Annotated in this window: 18 protein-coding genes; 8 read left to right on the forward strand and 10 right to left on the reverse strand. The window is 40.6% G+C overall.

Going from position 1 to position 18,874, the window contains the following annotated elements:
• Positions 1-21: 21 nt before the first annotated feature.
• From IEY40_RS01485 to IEY40_RS01500, 4 genes are all read left to right on the forward strand, one after another.
• On the forward strand, positions 22-681 hold the full coding sequence (locus tag IEY40_RS01485) for a response regulator transcription factor (RefSeq protein WP_188952657.1): 660 nt from the start codon (positions 22-24) through the stop codon (positions 679-681).
• Between the two features lie 296 nt (positions 682-977).
• Positions 978-2,102: a M14 family metallopeptidase gene (locus IEY40_RS01490; protein WP_188952659.1), complete on the forward strand. Its 1,125-nt coding sequence runs from the start codon at positions 978-980 to the stop codon at positions 2,100-2,102.
• A gap of 33 nt (positions 2,103-2,135) precedes the next feature.
• Positions 2,136-2,453, forward strand: a complete 318-nt coding sequence (locus IEY40_RS01495) for a zinc ribbon domain-containing protein (RefSeq protein WP_188952660.1) — start codon at positions 2,136-2,138, stop codon at positions 2,451-2,453.
• Complete coding sequence (locus IEY40_RS01500; protein WP_188952662.1) at positions 2,450-2,731, forward strand: YeaC family protein; 282 nt, start codon at positions 2,450-2,452, stop codon at positions 2,729-2,731. Before IEY40_RS01495 ends, IEY40_RS01500 begins: the two co-directional genes overlap by 4 nt.
• Positions 2,732-2,866: 135 nt before the next feature.
• Here IEY40_RS01500 and ansA read toward each other — a convergent pair whose 3' ends face one another.
• The gene (gene ansA, locus IEY40_RS01505) at positions 2,867-3,880 is read right to left on the reverse strand and encodes an asparaginase (protein WP_188952664.1); all 1,014 of its coding nucleotides are present in this window, start codon (positions 3,878-3,880) and stop codon (positions 2,867-2,869) included.
• A 155-nt stretch (positions 3,881-4,035) separates the two neighbouring features.
• A complete protein-coding gene (gene sppA, locus IEY40_RS01510; protein ID WP_188952666.1) occupies positions 4,036-5,880 on the reverse strand; it encodes a signal peptide peptidase SppA in 1,845 nt (614 codons plus the stop codon).
• A gap of 163 nt (positions 5,881-6,043) precedes the next feature.
• Here sppA and IEY40_RS01515 point away from each other — a divergent pair, with 163 nt between their 5' ends.
• Entirely contained in the window at positions 6,044-8,059 is a 2,016-nt protein-coding gene (locus IEY40_RS01515) for an oxidoreductase (RefSeq protein ID WP_188952668.1), read from the forward strand.
• Between the two features lie 97 nt (positions 8,060-8,156).
• Here the strand turns inward: IEY40_RS01515 and yghU are convergent, their stop codons facing one another.
• On the reverse strand, positions 8,157-9,014 hold the full coding sequence (gene yghU / locus IEY40_RS01520; protein ID WP_188952670.1) for a glutathione-dependent disulfide-bond oxidoreductase: 858 nt from the start codon (positions 9,012-9,014) through the stop codon (positions 8,157-8,159).
• Between the two features lie 128 nt (positions 9,015-9,142).
• Positions 9,143-9,814, reverse strand: coding sequence for a haloacid dehalogenase type II (locus IEY40_RS01525; RefSeq protein ID WP_188952672.1), 672 nt, complete (start codon positions 9,812-9,814; stop codon positions 9,143-9,145).
• A 193-nt stretch (positions 9,815-10,007) separates the two neighbouring features.
• Between IEY40_RS01525 and IEY40_RS01530 the strand changes: the two genes are divergently transcribed.
• Complete coding sequence (locus IEY40_RS01530; protein WP_188952674.1) at positions 10,008-10,349, forward strand: zinc ribbon domain-containing protein; 342 nt, start codon at positions 10,008-10,010, stop codon at positions 10,347-10,349.
• On the forward strand, positions 10,346-11,014 hold the full coding sequence (locus tag IEY40_RS01535) for an SDR family oxidoreductase (RefSeq protein WP_188952676.1): 669 nt from the start codon (positions 10,346-10,348) through the stop codon (positions 11,012-11,014). The genes IEY40_RS01530 and IEY40_RS01535 overlap by 4 nt, the downstream gene beginning before the upstream one ends.
• Positions 11,015-11,082: 68 nt before the next feature.
• Here the strand turns inward: IEY40_RS01535 and IEY40_RS01540 are convergent, their stop codons facing one another.
• From IEY40_RS01540 to betI, 6 genes are all read right to left on the reverse strand, one after another.
• The gene (locus IEY40_RS01540) at positions 11,083-11,565 is read right to left on the reverse strand and encodes a MarR family winged helix-turn-helix transcriptional regulator (protein WP_188952678.1); all 483 of its coding nucleotides are present in this window, start codon (positions 11,563-11,565) and stop codon (positions 11,083-11,085) included.
• Between the two features lie 132 nt (positions 11,566-11,697).
• On the reverse strand, positions 11,698-12,405 hold the full coding sequence (locus IEY40_RS01545; RefSeq protein WP_188952680.1) for a TorF family putative porin: 708 nt from the start codon (positions 12,403-12,405) through the stop codon (positions 11,698-11,700).
• A gap of 26 nt (positions 12,406-12,431) precedes the next feature.
• Positions 12,432-13,649 (reverse strand): BCCT family transporter, encoded by a 1,218-nt coding sequence (locus IEY40_RS01550; RefSeq protein ID WP_188952682.1) that lies wholly within the window; start codon positions 13,647-13,649, stop codon positions 12,432-12,434.
• A gap of 214 nt (positions 13,650-13,863) precedes the next feature.
• The gene (gene betA, locus IEY40_RS01555; protein ID WP_188952683.1) at positions 13,864-15,558 is read right to left on the reverse strand and encodes a choline dehydrogenase; all 1,695 of its coding nucleotides are present in this window, start codon (positions 15,556-15,558) and stop codon (positions 13,864-13,866) included.
• Positions 15,559-15,572: 14 nt separating this feature from the next.
• Positions 15,573-17,039: a betaine-aldehyde dehydrogenase gene (betB, locus tag IEY40_RS01560; RefSeq protein ID WP_188952685.1), complete on the reverse strand. Its 1,467-nt coding sequence runs from the start codon at positions 17,037-17,039 to the stop codon at positions 15,573-15,575.
• Positions 17,027-17,635, reverse strand: coding sequence for a transcriptional regulator BetI (gene betI / locus IEY40_RS01565; RefSeq protein WP_188952687.1), 609 nt, complete (start codon positions 17,633-17,635; stop codon positions 17,027-17,029). The genes betB and betI overlap by 13 nt, the downstream gene beginning before the upstream one ends.
• Before the next feature lie 711 nt (positions 17,636-18,346).
• On the opposite strand from betI, the gene IEY40_RS01570 reads away from it, so the two are divergent.
• Entirely contained in the window at positions 18,347-18,871 is a 525-nt protein-coding gene (locus IEY40_RS01570; protein WP_188952689.1) for a NifB/NifX family molybdenum-iron cluster-binding protein, read from the forward strand.
• Positions 18,872-18,874 lie beyond the last annotated feature (3 nt).

Consider the following 18,874-nt stretch of genomic DNA (forward strand, 5'->3'; position numbering starts at 1 on the left):
GTTATCATTAAGTGGTTGGGCATGAAACACATTCTATTAATTGACTTACATTCTGCAGCTCATGAGTTATTTCATCAACTTACAGCTCAAGGGTACTATGTTCATCAAGTCGATAATGCCTTCGACGCGCTGATCAAAATGGAAACAATAGCCTTAGAAGCCATACTACTTGATTTTGCTGTCCCTAAAATGGATTCATTTTGGTTATTGGTGGCGCGACAAGCCCCGACACCTATCATTGTCATTGCTGATGAAAACAATGAGCTTGAACGCATAAATGCCCTTGAGTTAGGCGCGGATGATTATTTAAGCCAACCCGTGAATGTCCGAGAGTTACAACTTCGCCTTAATGTGCTCAAACGTCGTTCGCAACCTGCAATTAATGAAGTCCAACTTGATCACATTAGCTTTGAAGACGAGACCTATACAGTCAAATTAGTAGATAAATCTTTAGTATTAACGCAAACCGAATATCGCTTGTTTAAGTATTTATTTGAGCATCAAGGTAAAGTAGTCACAAAAGCTGAACTACAAGAACGTGTATTACACAAAGAACATGGCAGGTTTGATCGTAATTTAGACATGCACATCAGTAATACCAGGCGTAAGTTAGTCAAAGGTAATTTGCCAAGAGAAATGATCAATACTGTTCGCGGTCAAGGGTACTGCTTTAGTTTTTAAAAGGTTCACACCAATAGCCGCATTTGATAAGCTATGGCGCATAAAATAAGGCATCGAAATGCCTAAATAACCTGAACGCGGAATAATAAACGCCTTTCAAACAGCCTTTGCTCTGCTAACTACGTTGAATCGACTCACAATGGACAAGCTATTGATGCGTCAATTCGTCTTATTAGCATAACAAAAGACAAGCTTGAAAGTTATGTTGGTTAACATGCTGATTTTAAATAGCAGAAGTCATCCTTTATTCCGAGTACAGGTTAAATAAAAGCGTAAGCAAATTAAAGGAAATTCCAATGCGGATCAGTGCAAATTTTGACGGTGGCAATATTAATGTCATCAATATCGACAAACACGATGACATTCAACTAGCAATTCGTCCTGACTCTGGTGATGAATTCTATCAATGGTTTAATTTCCGTTTAGAAGGTGAAGTTGGTCAAACTTACACCTTAAATATCCTTAACGCAGGTACCGCATCTTACCCAAAAGGTTGGGAAGATTATCAAGCCGTGGCCAGCTACGACCGTCAAACCTGGTTTAGACTGCCAACTCAATATGAAAATGGCGTACTGACCATACAAGCAGAGCTAGATTGTGAAGCAATGCAAATTGCATACTTTGCACCATACAGCTACGAACGCCACCTAGACTTAATTAGTGAAGCGCAATTACATCCATCAGTGAGTCTTGAACATTTAGGGTTAACCTTAGATGGCCGTGATATGACTCTGCTTAAAATTGGTGATGGTGACACCGACAAGAAAAATATTTGGATTACGGCACGTCAGCATCCTGGTGAAACTATGGCCGAATGGCTAGTGGAAGGTTTATTAAACCGTTTGTTAGACGGTGATTGCCCAACGTCTAAAGCCCTATTAGACAAAGCAAATTTCTATATTGTACCGAATATGAATCCAGATGGTAGCGCGCGTGGCCATTTGCGTACCAATGCTGTTGGCACCAATTTAAACCGTGAATGGCAAACACCTAGCTTAGAAAAAAGCCCAGAAGTGTATTATGTTGTGAACAAAATGCAGCAAACTGGCGTAGATCTATTTTACGATGTGCATGGTGACGAAGGTTTGCCATATGTATTTTTGGCTGGTTGTGAAGGTGTGCCAAATTACAATGATAAAATGGCCGCATTACAACAACAGTTTGTCAGTGCATTAACTATTGCCAGTGCGGATTTCCAAACTGAATTTGGTTATGACAAAGATGAGCCAGGTAAAGCTAATTTAACCGTTGGCTCCAACTGGGTTGCGAATACATTCTCATGCTTATCTAATACATTAGAAATGCCTTTTAAAGACAATGCAAACCTTGCAGATCCATTTGTTGGTTGGTCTCCAGAGCGCAGTATTTATTTAGGTGAAGCTTCATTGATAGCCATGCTTACTGTGGTTGATAGCTTATAATTTTTAATTTGAACTCAGCAGGAACGGTATAACATGGCGCTAGTTGCTTGCCCTAAATGTCAGAAACGTATTTCCAGTCAAGCTAAACAATGCACACATTGTAAAACTGACTTGTCTGGTAACACGCAATCTTTGTCTGTTATTAGTCATATAGAGCGTTCAAACAGTTTAATGAACCAAAGTTTTATCTATTTGACCTTGTTTATTGCAGGTGTAGTGGTGTGGTTTTGGGGCGGCGAACCTGCTCAAGGTGTCACCTTATACATAGCAGTGGCAAGCTTTGTTGCAGGATTTACAGGGTACTTGATCACTCGGATCAGAATTGTGTTACATAAACGGAAATCAGTATGAACGATATCAATAAAGTCATCGATGAAATGCCAGATGAAGTGTACCAGCGTTTATTGTCTGCCACTGAATTAGGCAAGTGGGAAGACGGTACTGTGTTGACCGAGCAGCAGCGCGAATCAACCTTGCAAGTAGTGATGATGTATCAAGCGCGTAAGTTGAATCAAACAGAGCACTTTACCATTGCATCAGGTGGTAACATTAATGAATTGTCTAAAACTGAATTGAAAAAGCAGTTTAAAGGCGAAGCAATTGCTGAGTTTAAAGAAGCAGACCTTTAATCTATTCATTGATAGAATCTGATTCATTATGTGTAAACATTAATTATACTATTTGAGTGAATTTAATTGATAAAAATGCGAACCATTAGGTTCGCATTTTTATTTGTTTAAGCACTGAAAATAAAGTATTTATTTTTAATACTCGGTCAGTTCACCAATAAGATTTTGTTGCATACGTTGCTTTATTTGATTTGGTGTCAAACCAATTGATAGCAAATAATGCAATTTTGCGAGTGCCGCTTCAATCGTCATATCTGATCCGCTAATTACCCCAGCTTGTGCTAGTGCATTACCCGTCGCATAACCGCCCATATTCACTTTACCCTGAAAACATTGAGTTAGGTTAACTAATACAATGCCGCGCTCATCAGCCTGTTTTAGCGTCTCTAACAGTTGTTTATCTTGTGGAGCATTACCAACACCAAAGGTGAGCAAGATTAAAGCTTTAACGGGTTGCTGCAAAATGTTGATAAAGATTTCGGTTGAAATACCAGGGTATAAGGTCACCACACCTACTGGTTGCGGGCTAATGGTTACCACCTCTAGAGGTTGCTCAGTTGGCGCACTGATTTTACCTGCTTTAAGATTAATTTTTATGCCTGCTTCTAACAATATTGGAAAATTAGGCGATGCAAAGGCATCAAAACCATCGGCATGTGCCTTAGTTGAGCGGTTACCACGGAATAATTTATTATTAAAAAATAAGCATACTTCGGCCACTGGGTAATTAGCGGCAATGTATAACGAATTTAACAAGTTAGTTTGTCCGTCTGAGCGTAATTGAGCTAATGGAATTTGTGAGCCCGTCACAATCACTGGCTTGGACAAACCTTGTAACATAAAGGACAGGGCAGATGCGGTATATGCCATGGTGTCTGTACCATGCAAAATCACAAAGCCATCGTAATCATCGTAGTTGGCCTGAATATCATTGGCAATCATTTGCCAATCTGGTGGCGCCATGTTTGACGAGTCGATTAACGGGCAGTATTCATGGATAACAAAATTAGGCATTTCATCATGATAAAACTCAGGCATAGATTGAACACAATCTGTTAAAAAGCCGGCAACTGGGACGAAACCATTCGCGGTTTTTTGCATGCCAATAGTACCGCCAGTATAAGCAACATAAATCGAGCGTTTTGTCATGAAATTTTGACTCAAATAAAGTAACCATTGAAGATATCGCAAATTATACAAGTTTATTTAACGATCCCCAATAAAAAAGCCTGCAAAGCAGGCTTTTTTTGAATAATCTTCATCTTATGCAGCTCGATGGCTTTGCAAAAGGTGTTTAGTGGCGATTAATAGCTACATTGTTCACAATATAGGTAAGTATTATTGGGGTCATCAAATTTTGAAAACTCTTCATATACACCAGCCCATTGCTTAACCATTTTCTCAATCATGGTCGTTTTACCAAAACTGTCTGGCATATATGATGCTGATGCGCCAAGGACTTGCTGCATTAACTGTTGTTCTGCAGATAATTCTTGTTCAATCAGCTTCACATCAAATTTATCCATTTTGGCTAATTCAGCGGCTTTAGCTAATGCCACTTCCATATCACCAAGTTCATCAACTAAGCCCAGTGTCAGTGCTCGTTTTCCTGTCCAAACGCGGCCTTGAGCAATGCTATCAACCTGTTCTACAGTCATATGTCGCTCTTGTGCTACTAACGAGATAAACTCCTGATAACCGCGTTCAATATGACGTTGAATCACAGCCGCAACTTGAGGGCTTAGTTCTCGTGCTGGAGATAAACCTGCCCAGTCAGATGTTGCAACACCATCTGATGTCACACCAATATGAGTCAGTGCTTTCTCAAATGTTGCAAACATACCAAAAATGCCAATCGAACCAGTTAGGGTGGTTGGCGTTGCGATAATATAGTCTGCACTGGCCGAAATCCAATAGCCGCCAGATGCAGCTAAACTGCCCATGCTAACCACTACAGGTTTGCCTGCAGCTTTTAGCGCTAACACTTCTTGGCGAATTTGTTCTGACGCAAAAGCGCTGCCACCAGGGCTGTCTACACGTAATACGACCGCTTTCACCTTGTTGTCAAAACGTGCTTTTGTTAACAGCTCAGAGGTACTTTCGCCACCAATTTGACCCGCTGGTTGTTTACCGTTAAGGATATTCCCTTTAGCGACAATCACCGCGACAGAATCGTTTTCTATAAACTGTGGTACGGGAGCGGTTACACTGCGATAGTCATTAAAACTAATTTGACGATAGTTTTTCCCTTCTTTATCAACGCCCACACGTTGCATCATGGCTAAACGAAATGCATCAGCAGAGACTAATTCGTCAACCCATTTCATGTTAATCGCCATCTGCGCACTGTCGCCATCGGCTTTTTCTAGTTGCTCAAGGTAAGCATCAGTACTCAGCACCAATTGATCGGGCGCAATTTGACGGTTACTGGCAACAATGCTTGAGTAGCTTTGCCAAATGTCACCGAGTAATACCTTACTGGCTTCCTTGTCTGCTTCAGACATGTCATCACGAATAAATGGTTCAACAGCAGATTTAAATGTGCCAACACGGAATACATGAGTAGTTATGTTCAGTTTTTCTAATGCTGCTTTGTAATACAGGCGGTAACGACTTAAGCCATCAAGTGACACCATACCTTTGGTGTTCAAATAAATTTTGTCTGCAAAGCTGGCTAAAAAATACTGGTCTTGATCGTACCCATTAGCCATAGCAATAACTGACTTATTAGCTGCTTTAAACTCAGTAAGCGCCTCACCGATGGCTGTCATCTTACTGATCCCAGCACTTTGTAAGTTGGCTAAATCAAGTACGATACTGGTAATGCGATTATCTTCAGTCGCGTTGTTAATTGTATAAAGTATGTCTGCCAATAATATTTCACCGCTTGGGTCATTATCTTGCCCCTGGGTTAATGCGGCTTCAAATGGGTCAACATAATGTTTTTGATCAACAATACTGCCAGATAAGTTAAGGATTAAAGCGGATTGATCTTCAACCACGACTTCATCTTCACTGCTGAGCACCGCCACAAATATGATGGCTAATACACCAAAAAATATAAAGTTAATAATAAGCTTACGAATGGTGTTTACCGTATTCCACAACAGTAAAAACATCCTTTTTAAAAACGAGGGTTTAGCGGACATTAGCCACTCCTTTATCAGTCTAATGCAGTCATCCTAACTGAAAATCAATGAAAATGTGAAACTCAATTGTAAAGGTTTTTAACAAACGACTGTTTAAATGATTGAGCAATTCAAATTGTCGTTGTATGCTGGTTTAAATCACTTGTTTAAAAAGGATGTTTGAATGTCGTTTCCACACTTACTAGAACCTTTAGATCTAGGCTTTACACAGCTGAAAAATCGCGTGTTAATGGGCTCAATGCACACAGGCTTAGAAGAAGAAAAAGGCGGATTTGAGAAACTGGCAGCGTTTTATAAAGAACGTGCTGAAGGCGGTGTTGGTTTAATCGTCACAGGTGGTATAGCACCTAATTTACGAGGGCGTTTAGCGCCTAATGCTTGTCAGTTAAGCTTTTCGTGGCAAGTCAGTAAACACAAAATTGTGACAGATGCCGTACACGACGGTGGCGGAAAAATTTGTATGCAAATTTTGCATGCTGGCCGTTACAGTTATCATCCATTTAGCTTAGCTCCAAGTAAAATCAAATCACCAATCACTCCGTTTACGCCCTCGGCCATGTCAAGCCGCCAAGTACGCAGTACCATTAAAGATTATGCAACCAGTGCTGCATTAGCAAAAAAAGCAGGCTATGACGGTGTTGAAGTCATGGGTTCAGAAGGTTATTTGATTAACCAATTTATTAGTTCTCGCACGAATAAGCGCAGTGATGAGTGGGGCGGTAGCTTTGATAACCGCGCTCAATTTCCGATAAAAATTGTTAATGCTATTCGTGAAAAAGTCGGTAAAGACTTTATTATTGTGTTCCGTCTGTCGATGCTCGACCTAGTTGATAACGGCTCAACATGGGATGAAGTTGTACAATTAGCCAAGTGGTTAGAGCAAGCCGGTGTCAGCATTATTAATACCGGAATTGGCTGGCATGAAGCGCGCGTACCGACCATCGCGACAAGCGTACCTCGTGGTGCATTTGCTTGGGTTACAGAAAGACTTAAAAAAGAAGTCAAGGTGCCATTAATTGCAACAAACCGAATTAACACCCCTGAAATTGGTGAATCAATCATTGCATCAGGTCAAGCAGACATGGTGTCAATGGCGCGTCCTTTCCTAGCTGATGCTGAATTTGTTAATAAAGCTGCAGCGAATACCCCAGAACTCATCAATACTTGTATTGGTTGTAACCAAGCTTGCTTAGATCACACGTTTTCTATGAAGCGAGCCACGTGTTTAGTTAATCCACGTGCATGTTACGAAACCGAAATCAACTTTACGCCGACTACCAATAAAAAGCGTATTGCAGTCATGGGCGCCGGTCCTGCAGGGATGGCTTTTTCAGTCTACGCAGCCAGTCGTGGCCATGATGTGGTGTTGTTTGAGGCTAAATCAGAAGTAGGCGGACAGTTTAATCTAGCACGTAAAATCCCGGGTAAAGAAGAGTTTAACGAAACCATTCGTTACTTTATTAATCAAATTAAATTACACAAGATTGATTTGCGCTTAAACACTAAACTCGATGCTTCGGTACTTGCGACTGAAAAATTTGATGAAGTGGTTATTTCATCTGGTGTGGTGCCGCGTGCACTAAAATTACCTGGCTTTGATAATCCTAAAGTGGTTGATTATCAACAAGTGCTTAATGGTCAAGTCGAGATTGGTCAAACCGTCGCGCTTATTGGTGCAGGCGGTATTGGTTTTGATATGGCGCACTTTTTATGCGAACGCGAGTCGACAAGTTTACAAACTGACAAGTGGTTACAGCAGTGGGGCATTGATAAAACCTATCAACATGCTGGCGGATTAACTGAAGAAGCTGAACATCACCCAGGTCGTGATGTGTATTTGCTGCAACGAAAAACCACAAAAATGGGTAAAGGTTTGGGTAAAACTACCGGTTGGATCCATCGCAGTGTGTTAAAGCAGCATGACGTTAAAATGAAAACCGGTGTGAGTTATGAAAAGTTTGATGAGCAAGGTCTTCACATCAAAGTCGGCGAGCAGACTGAAATTCTTGCCGTTGATAACGTTGTATTATGTGCTGGCCAAGAGTCTAACACGACCTTAGTTGATGAAATGAAAGCTACCGGTTTGCCTGTTCATCTTATTGGCGGTGTGGATGTGGCAGCAGAGCTTGATGCTAAACGTGCTATCCGTCAGGGTGCCGAGTTGGCCATGGTGATTTAAGCTCAGTTAACGCTTTTAGGCATTAACCAACAAAAAACCTAGCAATCATTGCTAGGTTTTTTATTGGTTTGAAAATACCCGTCGTGCTTAGTACAGGTTATTTTTCACTGTTTAGCACAGCATCGATATCCGCAGCACTGTGACGCTCAGCTAAGCTTTCGTTTGCTTCGCCCCAAGACTTGTTAATGATACGGCCACGTTGCACGCCAGGACGCTGTAATACTTGATTAGCCCATCGGACAACATTTTTATAGCTAGCTACATCTAAAAACTCAGCTGCACTATATAAGTTACCCAATACTAAATTGCCATACCATGGCCAAATAGCCATGTCGGCAACGGTAAAGTCTTCACCCGCAATAAAGGTGTTATTAGCTAATTGCTTATCTAATACATCTAACTGGCGTTTAGCTTCCATCGCAAAGCGATTGATTGGGTATTCTTGCTTTTCATCGGCGTAAGCATAGAAATGACCAAAACCACCGCCAAGAAATGGTGCTGAGCCTTGTGCCCAGAATAGCCAGTTAAAGGTTTGCGTTCTTGCAGGGCCTGATTTAGGCAAGAAATGACCAAATTTTTCAGCTAAATGCACTAAAATTGATGCTGATTCGAATACATTGATATCTTCAGCACCTGATTTATCCACTAGTGCAGGAATTTTAGAATTTGGGTTAACCCCAACAAAGCCAGATGAAAACTGATCTAATTCACTGATATTAATTAAATACGCATCGTATTCAGCTTCTTTTACGCCAAGCGCTAATAGCTCTTCAAGCATAATAGTGACTTTTTGGCCATTAGGTGTACCTAGTGAATATAACTGTAATGCATGCTCACCTACAGGCAGAGCTCTTTCAAATCGAGCACCAGAAACCGGGCTGTTAATATTGGCCCATTTGTTTGCTGTGCTGGCTTCGTTAACCCATACTTTAGGCGGAACATATTGATTACTCATAAAATATCCTTAAATTCGATAATGTAGTAACGCTATTCATTAAATATGAAAACGATAACAATGTGTCGTAAACAAACGTTATGCAAACAATCGGTTGCAAACAATCGGTTGCAAACGGTAATTAACTACTAAGTATTTAATAGTGTTGCTAATTCAATCAAATCACTCACGATCAAATCAGGTTGAATTTCCCACGGGTCAAATAATTTACTCGGACTTCGTTTGACCCATACAGCCTTTAAACCTGCAGATTTAGCGCCAATAACATCCCAAGGATTACTCGATACCATCATGCAAGAATTTATATCAGCCTGCAGGCGTTCGACTAAGTATTGATATACATCAGGATTGGGTTTGTAGGTCTGTAAATCATCAACACTAACAACTTGCTGTAAGTGTGGCAAAATATGCGAATTTGCCATCAACTTGCGTACAGACAATTCAGGTCCATTTGAAAATGCCGCTAGATGGTGTCCATGCTGTACGAGCTTTTTAAGCCCTGGGATAACATCATCGAAAGCATTTAACTCGGCAAACCGTGCCATTAACTGCTGTTGCTCTGCAGGGGACAATGATATTTGATAAACATTTAAACAATATTGTAGCGCCTGATGTGTACACACCGTAAAGTCAGCATATTGCTGCATTAACCCGCGCCTAAATGCATATTCTACTTTCTTATCGTGCCATAATTGACCAAATTCAGAGGCTCTATCACCAATAAGATTCTCAAGGTGTTGTCCCATGTCAACTGGGTCGACTAGAGTGCCATACACATCAAAACCAATAGAATATTTCATCGTATTTCCAATATTTATTAAGTTAGCAATAACCTTTTAAACGATGTAAAGACTATAAACTAACTGTAACGACTGTTCAATAACTATTTTGAGCGTTCATTCAAATATGTTTTTACAGTGTCATAAAATGATATCTGCATTGCAACTTTATCAGACATCGACTGCGCGTTATCATATTGTAATCGAGAGAAATATGATTGAGATAAACGAGGTTGATAAAATGGAATGTCCAAGCTGTAACAGTCAATTTGCCAGAAGAGCATTAAAAGTAGTCCGCAAAGGCGATAATGGTGTCGAAGCGCAATGCCCTAAATGCAGCACCTGGCTGATGTTCGAACCTAAAATGATGCGAATTAAAAATATTGGCATGTTGACTTTATTGGTGTTTAGCGTAACTAATTTCTTTCTTGAGAACAGCGATTATCGTTTAATTTGTTCATTTGCCGCTTTTACTGGTGCATGTATTGCATTATTTGGCGCGTTTAAAGGCAAAATGATTGCCGTTGAATCTAGTGACAATAAGGAACCAGCATGAAGACTATCGTAATCACCGGTGCAAATCGCGGGATAGGTTTATCACTTGCGACATTATATGCGCAGCAAAATCAGATTGTTTATGCCCTTTGTCGTCAAACATCTGTTGAACTTGCAGCCTTAGGTGACAATGTAAAAGTAATAGAAGGCGTTGATGTAGCCCAAGACTCGGGTATAGACATCATGCAAACGAGTTTACGTGGGATAAAGATTGACTTGTTAATTTGTAATGCTGGTATTTTACGTGACGAAAAACTTGACCACCTTAATCTGGACACCATAAGACAACAATTTGAAGTCAACGCGCTGTCACCATTGCGTGTGGTGTCTTGTTTACAATATCAATTAGTCGATGGTGCTAAGGTCGCTATGATCACTTCACGTATGGGCTCAATTACTGACAATACGTCAGGAGGGCGTTACGGTTACAGAATGTCTAAAGCGGCACTAAATGCAGCGTCAATGTCTCTGAGTCATGATTTATCACCAAGACAGATTTCTGTGGGTATATATCATCCCGGTTATGTGCAAACAGACATGGTTAATCATGGAGGGGATATTTCTGCTATTGAATCAGCGTCTCGATTAGTCGGGTTAATTGATGAGCTTTCGATGAAGACGTCAGGCGTGTTCAAGCATTCAAATGGCCAAGATTTACCTTGGTAAATTATTATGTATCAAAAAGATGCGAGCAGTTAGCTCGCTTCTTTTTTTATAAAACGAAATAATCCTGTTTACTGCGCCGCTTCGGCTTGGATTTGACCTACGAGTAATACTGGTGCAGCATCTATTTCATCAGCGTCCATCATTGATGCTATTCGTTCTACAGCAGACAATAATTGACTTTGTTCCCATTCTTCAAGATTTTGATAATGTTTAATAAAATGCTCTTGAAGAGGTTTTGGTGAGCTGCTAAGTAATTCATTACCTGCATCGCTCAAAGATAAATGCACTTTACGTTTGTCGGTTTCGCTACGCGTACGGATCACCAGATTTCGGCTTTCTAATCGATCTATAATTGTGGTGACTGTTGCGGCGCTTAAATTAATTTCTTGAGCAATTTGCTTTGCTAATGGTGCATCAAGCTCATGGATTTTTTTCATCACCATAAGTTGCGGTCCAGTTAAACCAGACAGTTTATTCAATTGACGCGAATGTAAATCGATAGCTCTGATCACTCGGCGTAATGAAATTAATAATTGTTCGTACTTTTCCATAATGTCCTCTAGACCAAAGAGTTAGCAATTTTGCCCGCACCTTAACAGATATAAGGTTATTACTCATGTGTAAAATCAAAAAAAAGCAGAATAACAGCGAGCCGTTATTCTGCTTATGTCGCTTAAATCAAATTACAGGTTAAATGTGCGCGAGACTGAAAGTACCGCACGAGTATCACTTAAATCTGTATCCATGCTGGTATCTTCAACCGCAACGTTAAAGTCAAAACCTTCCCAGCTAGTCATGTACTCAGCACGGTAGTGGTTATATGACTTGTCGCCATCCCATGACCACTTGTTTTTATCATTTGATGTTGAGCGGTCAAAGCTGACACGAATGTCATGGCCTTCGGCTATGGTAAACGTGTGAGCAACCATAGCAATGTAATGGCCCGCATCTAAACCAAAGTAATCCCATGAGAACCAGAAGTTTAATTCACTTTGACCTAGTGATGAGGTATAGCCAAATTTAGTGTAGATTTCTGGGTAGTAATAGTCATCAGATGCATCATCACCGTGGTAAGTGTAATACGCAATACCAGCGTCTAGTGACACACGGTCATTGAGCTCAAAATATTTACCCGCATAGAAATCAAGTTCTAGCCAAGTGTCTTCGCCGCTGCCAAAGTCAACATTTGATGCCCATGCACCGACATACCAACCGTCATCCATTGCGTAATCAAGGCTAGCTTGAAGTGCAGGGTCGTTGTCTGTTTGGCTTACACCATTAAAGGTGTAATCCGATGTTGCGTTAATTGTAGTGCTTAAATCGCCTGCCATTACTGATGTCGGAAGGGCAAATAGACTTAATAGCGCAAGTGTTTTCATTTTGGTGTTCATTATCATTCCTTGGGTATTATTATTAATTAATCCAATAACTCGATTTTTGTAAAATCAATTTTGTTCGCTTTTGGTGAGCGTTCAATGTCTGCCACTTTAGATAAGTGGCCTTTTAAAATAAAGAAGAAACAACTTAATATAAGGGCAATAGCTAATGCTCCAACCCATTGAATTTCTAAGAAGTCTAACTTAAACAATAAGGTAAGTCCGCTTAGTAGGACAACATTACCTATGATGTATGGTACTTTACCAAAACGCTCTACAGTTAGGTTTAAATTATCAGTGTACAACCGCACTAGCGAGTCTAATGAGTTAATCACAAAGGTAACACCAACAATAACCATTGCCAGGTTATAGAACCCAGATGTGTCGATACCATTTGCGCTGTAGTAATAAAGTACAGTAAACCAGATTGCGATTGGAATTGACGGGAATATCATCATCGCCAGTAGTACTTGATAGGTTTTCATACCGCCAACAAAACGTGCGGTAAATTGACCAATCATAATGCTCCAAGCAAACCACCAAAATAGGTAGAACTCATGGTAATCGTTCATTGGTAATACAAACTCATGCATATTTGAGAAGTAGCCACCGATCAAAGCAAAAGTAGTAAAGAACTCGCCTACACTTGAGTCGTCAGACAAAAACGCTCCAGACCACATTAGCGCGATTAAGCCAAAGAACAACCATGTACTGCCTAAACTTAAGTAACGTACATATTTAATGCTGGTGCTTGAGTATACTGCAGCGGCAATCACCATAAATACAATTAAATAGAATGTGCTAACGACCGATTCACCATCACCTAAGTTAGGTAAATACCAAGGGAGGTTAGTGAGTAGTAAGTATGCCGTAAATGCACATGTACCAATAATAACTAAGTTATTGATAAATTTAATTAACGGAATTTCGAAGTACTTCACTCTAGGTTCAATAACACAGAAATAGAAACAGGTTAAAAAGTAAAATGCCCAAATTAAACAAGCCCAAAAACCGAACTCTATGGCCAGAGGGTTGGTAAAACCATATTCTGGGCTAGCTGCTAAATCTGCATATCCGGCAAATTCAGTCAGTGGGAACATAATCAGCCCCACATCTAAGCCAGAAGTAAAAAGAATTGCAATAAAAGTAAACTTACGTACAGGTGTAACACCAATACATTGCATATTACCCCAGCGATAAATCACAAATGCAATAGCGGCGAATGTAAATAAAATACCTATTGATAACCAGGTTGTCATTACTTAACTCCTGATTTAATTGTGTGTGCAAACATGGTGTTGGCTCCTTGTTGTATGTTTTATATTGCGCCATAGAACAATGTTTAAAGGCTGTTATGCCCTCAAGCCTTAAGTATCGTTGTCGATAGTTAAACCCTGATAGATTGAACATAGCTAAATTGGTCATTTACAAAATTGCAGGTTGACCAATGACCTTTTACTTAAATTTACTGTGTTAACTCACCGTTCTTTTAGGAGCGGTTAGGCGTTGTTCAGATTGCCAATTGTTAGCGATAGTCACTTTGGCAAAGCTTGGTGTGAGCATGGGTTTGTTTAAAATGATGTCGGCTGCACGCTCTGCGACCATAATGGTTGGTGAGTTTAAGTTACCGTTTGGAATTGTCGGGAAAATAGACGAGTCAACTATTCTTAAGCCCTTAATTCCATGTACTTTAGTGTCTGAATCGACAACCGCCATTGCATCTTCACCCATTTTGCATGAGCAAGAAGGGTGGTAGGCACTTTCAACTGAGCTACGTACAAACGCATCGATTTGCTCGTCGGTTAGTATGGCTAAGCCTGGTTGAATTTCTTCACCACGGTATTCATCTAATGCAGGTTGATTAATAATCTCGCGGGTTAAACGTACGCAAGCTCTAAAGCCTTCTATATCATCTTGATGCGATAAATAATTAAACTGAATTTGTGGCGCAACCTTGGCATCTTTTGACACTACGGTTACCGCACCACGGCTTTTTGGCTTGTTGTGGCCAATGTGAACTTGAAATCCGTGACCAGCAAAAGCTTCTTTACCGTCATAACGCATTGCTGCAGGTAAGAAGTGATATTGCAAATCTGGCCATTCTAGGCCGGGTTTTGAGCGAATAAAGCCACAAGATTCAAAATGGTTTGTCGCGCCTAAGCCTGATTTATTTAAAATCCAGCGTGTACCAATAAATAACTTATTAAGAGGGTCTAACTTGCCGTTAAGTGAAATAGGCTTTAAACACTTAAACTGGAAGTAAAACTCTAAATGATCTTGCAAGTTTTGACCGACGCCAGGTAAGTGGTGCACAGTTTCAATTCCTGCTTCTGCTAAAATTTGTTTATCGCCAATACCCGACAATTGTAAAATGTGTGGCGATCCAATAGAGCCTGCTGACAACAGCACTTCTTTATTGCAGTGCACATCGATCATTTCGCCCTTACGTTCATAACGCACACCAACAGCAGTTTTGCCTTGCATAATAACGTTATGCACTAACGCATGAGTAATCACGGTTAAATTATCACGCTTCATCGCCGGGCGAAGGTAGGCATTTGCGGTAGACCAACGAACGCCGTTTTTAACCGTCATGTGCATTGGGCCAAAGCCTTCTTGTTGGCTGGCATTATAATCTGCGGTAGCCAGGTAGCCGGCATCGACACCCGCATCAACAAAAGCTTGATACAAGGGATTTTTCATTTCATTACCGTTATTGACAGCAAGAGGGCCTTTGTCGCCACGATAAACATTACCGCCAAAAGACCACGTTTCTGCTTTTTTGAAATACGGTAAACAATGGGCGTAGTTCCAATCTTTTGCACCATGTTGTTGCCACTCGTCAAAATCACGAGCATGACCGCGAACATACACCATGCCGTTAATTGACGATGATCCGCCTAACACTTTACCGCGAGGACAGTGCATGCGACGGTTATCTAGGTGAGGCTCTGCTTGCGTTTCAAACTGCCATGCATATTTTTTAGTATTCATTGGAATAGAAAGGGCGGTTGGCATTTGGATAAAAATACTTTTATCGCTGCCGCCGGTTTCTAAAATTAATACTTTATTGTCTGGGTTTTCGGTTAAGCGGTTGGCCAGTACACAACCTGCACTACCTGCACCGACAATAATATAATCGTATTGATGGGATATTTGCTTAGACATTATTTGGGTCACTCCTAAAATGGGCTTTCAAGTGACTGCATACCCACGTAAACAGCTTTAATTTGTGTATATGCTTTTAATGTTTCTGAGCCATTCTCACGGCCAATACCAGACATTTTATAACCACCCACTGGCATTTCTGCCGGCGATGCGCCATAAGCATTAATCCAACAAATACCCGCTTGCATTTGGTGAATAACGCGGTGAGCACGAGTAATGTCTTGGGTAAATACGCCAGCGGCTAAACCTAAGTGAGTATTATTGGCTCGCTGAATCACTTCTTGTTCATTATCAAAGGTAAACACTGACATCACCGGTCCAAAAATCTCTTCTTTGGCAATGGTCATGTCATCAGTGCAATCGGTAAATATGGTGGGAGCAACAAAAAATCCGTGTGGTGCATTTGCAGGGCTTAAAGTCATACCACCAGTTAATAAGGTTGCGCCTTCTTTTTTACCAATCGCGATATACTCAAGCACTTTTTGTTGATGAGCGCGTGAGATCAACGCGCCAAAATTGGTTTCGGCATCCATTGGATCGCCGCAAACAATATTATTTTCAGTGCGTTGCTTTAATCGTTCAATAAATTGTGGATACAGGTCTTTTTGAACAAATACACGTGTGCCATTGGTACACACTTCACCTTGGGTGTAAAAATTAGCCAGCATGGCTGCTGATACTGCATTTTCAATATCGGCATCATTGAAGATGATTAACGGTGATTTTCCGCCAAGCTCCATAGTGACTTCTTTTAATGTTTTAGAGGCAGCGGCCATCACTTTGGTCCCTGTACCGACTTCGCCAGTAAATGATACTTTGGCGATATCGTCATGAGTGGTTAACCACGCCCCCACACGGCCGTCACCTTGAACTACGTTAAATACGCCATCGGGTACGCCTGCTTGAGTGAATATTTCGGCTAAACGCATTGCGCCACGTGGCGTTTCTTCTGAAGGCTTAAAAATCATCACATTGCCACATGCCAATGCTGGAGCTGCTTTCCAACAAGCAATTTGTAATGGATAGTTCCAAGCACCAATCCCAGCACAAATGCCCAAAGGCTCACGGCGGGTATAATAGAAGTCATTACCAACAGGTTGTTGATTGCCTTCGAGACTTGGTGCCAAGCCTGCAAAAAACTCAATTGAGTCTGCACCGGTCACCACATCAACAACAGAGGCTTCTTGCCAAGGTTTACCGGTATCAAGTACTTCACCCGCTGCAAGCTCATCGTTGTGTTCACGTAAAAGTGCGACAGCTTTTAATAAAATGCGGCTTCGTTCCATAGGGGTCATTTTTGACCATACAGCAAAACCGGCTTCTGCACTTTCGATTGCCGCTTGTTGTACTGACTCAGTTGCAACTTCAACTAAGTAACTCACGCTACCAGTGGCAGGGTTGATGACTTCGAAGGTTTCTCCGCTGTCATTAGATATGTATTTACCGTGAACATAATTTTGATAGGTAATTAACGCTGACATTCAATTTCTCCGTGTTGCACGATCACAGCCTCGATAAAGGCTTTAGATAAAATTTGGGCTTGCTTAAAATCTTCAGCAGGGCTGTGACTTAATGCACTGCGTAACCAAAATCCGTCAATAATTGCCGCGGTTTGTTTGGCAGCATTAATGGCGTCTGTTTTGGGTAATAATTGTTTAAATGAAAAAAGCAGGTTGCTATAAAGGCGTTGGTTATTGATGTATTGCAATCTGGCTAATCCGGGATCGTGCATCGCTTGAGACCAGAAGCTTAACCATGTTTTTGTTGCCGCACTTGAACGTTGAAGTTCTGTAAAGTTCGCTTCAACAATCATCGATAACCTTGCCATTGGCGTTAATGTTTTGCCTGACGTTTTTGCCAGTAATGCTTGCTTTAATTCTTCTAATAAGAATTTCTGCGTGGCTTCAATTAACCCCTGTTTACCACCAAAATAGTGGCTGATGATCCCTGATGACATGCCCGCTAAACCACTGATCGTATTAATTGTGGTGTGTTGTAATCCATGACGTTCGACTGACATTAACGTGGCATCAATGAGCTGTTGTTGTCTGACGTTTTTCATTGCAGGTCTTGGCATTAGTGACATCCTTATATCGTTGAAACGTTATTAATTGAACGTTCAATTAATAACAATACTAATGATTAGACCTCTAACTATCAAGTGATTATTTGATTTAGATCACAAACGCACAGCCGTTTTGTTGTTAGGTAAGGGTTGTTGCTTATTTAAGTTGTTGCTAATTATAGGGTTTATTTTATTGTCACGATGTTGGCTTAATATTTAGATATTTAATGATTGTTGCAGCTGTAATTGATTTATGTTCAATCAATCCAACACCATGCTAGTTAGATTATTCACATACTGTGTTTATTGTTTGCGATAAGCACTTGCTATAAAGACTGCATCGAGCAGTTTAAATACGCTAATACGCTAATACGCTAATACGTTGATTGAATGTTGTTAGTTTTTCTGTGGCGGTTTGCTACTAACGATTGCAGAAGGAAGTGAAGTATAAAATCAGTGCTTTTAGTCAGTGGGATCAATTAAGGCAATTTCTCATAACTAATAACGTCAAATCTAAATAAAGCGAAAGCCGGATGTCACAAGGATTGAATACAGACAGTGTGAAGTAACAGTAAAAATAGCAATAAAGTATTTGGCATATGCTATAAATAAGTATATAAGTAGCATATGCCAATTACTACAGAGTGTAATTTACAAGCATTGAGTAACTGGTACCCAAAATATTTTAATTATCGCAGAGAAATATCTGCAAGAGAGGACACCATGATTACTGCCATACCAATGAAAGATGAACATATTGCCAGTCATTTTAGTAAAGCAGACAGTGTGCTGATGATTAATGAACAAGCTGAGGTTGTGGCGAGTTTCATTAACCCAGCTTTAACCTCTGGTTGTGATGGCAAACGAAAGTTAGTTGAGCTAATACAAGCTCATGGTGCTAATAGAGTGATTGTTAGGAATATTGGCCAACAATTGTTGTCCAAGTTACTTAATCAACAACTAGAAGTCTTTCATGCCAAAAACGGCCGTACAGAGATTGCTTATTTTGCCAACGAACATTTAGCTGAATGTGAGCCATATCTTGAAGCATCGCAGGGCCGACCTTCAACGAATCATATCGCTAAACAGGGAAAAGGAGGGTGTTGCGATCATCATCACGGTGAAAGTGGTTGCCATGGTGGACATTGTGACTCCCATGAACATGGCGACAGCGATATTGAATTAAGCGAAACAGTGCATATCAAGCGCTGTTGCCAGAAGAAACATTCATTCTTGCATCACAATTGATCG

It is taken from the genome of Shewanella ulleungensis, from assembly GCF_014648315.1.
GTDB lineage: Bacteria > Pseudomonadota > Gammaproteobacteria > Enterobacterales > Shewanellaceae > Shewanella > Shewanella ulleungensis.

Coding starts and splice junctions, on each gene's coding strand:
- betI (WP_188952687.1), bottom strand. CDS start 17,635: ATGCCAAGACCTGCAATGAAAAACGTCAGACAACAACAGCTCATTGAT.
- IEY40_RS01490 (WP_188952659.1), top strand. CDS start 978: ATGCGGATCAGTGCAAATTTTGACGGTGGCAATATTAATGTCATCAAT.
- yghU (WP_188952670.1), bottom strand. CDS start 9,014: ATGAGTAATCAATATGTTCCGCCTAAAGTATGGGTTAACGAAGCCAGC.
- IEY40_RS01485 (WP_188952657.1), top strand. CDS start 22: ATGAAACACATTCTATTAATTGACTTACATTCTGCAGCTCATGAGTTA.
- IEY40_RS01570 (WP_188952689.1), top strand. CDS start 18,347: ATGATTACTGCCATACCAATGAAAGATGAACATATTGCCAGTCATTTT.
- IEY40_RS01545 (WP_188952680.1), bottom strand. CDS start 12,405: ATGAACACCAAAATGAAAACACTTGCGCTATTAAGTCTATTTGCCCTT.
- IEY40_RS01515 (WP_188952668.1), top strand. CDS start 6,044: ATGTCGTTTCCACACTTACTAGAACCTTTAGATCTAGGCTTTACACAG.
- ansA (WP_188952664.1), bottom strand. CDS start 3,880: ATGACAAAACGCTCGATTTATGTTGCTTATACTGGCGGTACTATTGGC.
- betA (WP_188952683.1), bottom strand. CDS start 15,558: ATGTCTAAGCAAATATCCCATCAATACGATTATATTATTGTCGGTGCA.
- IEY40_RS01535 (WP_188952676.1), top strand. CDS start 10,346: ATGAAGACTATCGTAATCACCGGTGCAAATCGCGGGATAGGTTTATCA.
- IEY40_RS01530 (WP_188952674.1), top strand. CDS start 10,008: ATGATTGAGATAAACGAGGTTGATAAAATGGAATGTCCAAGCTGTAAC.
- IEY40_RS01495 (WP_188952660.1), top strand. CDS start 2,136: ATGGCGCTAGTTGCTTGCCCTAAATGTCAGAAACGTATTTCCAGTCAA.
- sppA (WP_188952666.1), bottom strand. CDS start 5,880: ATGTCCGCTAAACCCTCGTTTTTAAAAAGGATGTTTTTACTGTTGTGG.
- betB (WP_188952685.1), bottom strand. CDS start 17,039: ATGTCAGCGTTAATTACCTATCAAAATTATGTTCACGGTAAATACATA.
- IEY40_RS01540 (WP_188952678.1), bottom strand. CDS start 11,565: ATGGAAAAGTACGAACAATTATTAATTTCATTACGCCGAGTGATCAGA.
- IEY40_RS01500 (WP_188952662.1), top strand. CDS start 2,450: ATGAACGATATCAATAAAGTCATCGATGAAATGCCAGATGAAGTGTAC.
- IEY40_RS01525 (WP_188952672.1), bottom strand. CDS start 9,814: ATGAAATATTCTATTGGTTTTGATGTGTATGGCACTCTAGTCGACCCA.
- IEY40_RS01550 (WP_188952682.1), bottom strand. CDS start 13,649: ATGACAACCTGGTTATCAATAGGTATTTTATTTACATTCGCCGCTATT.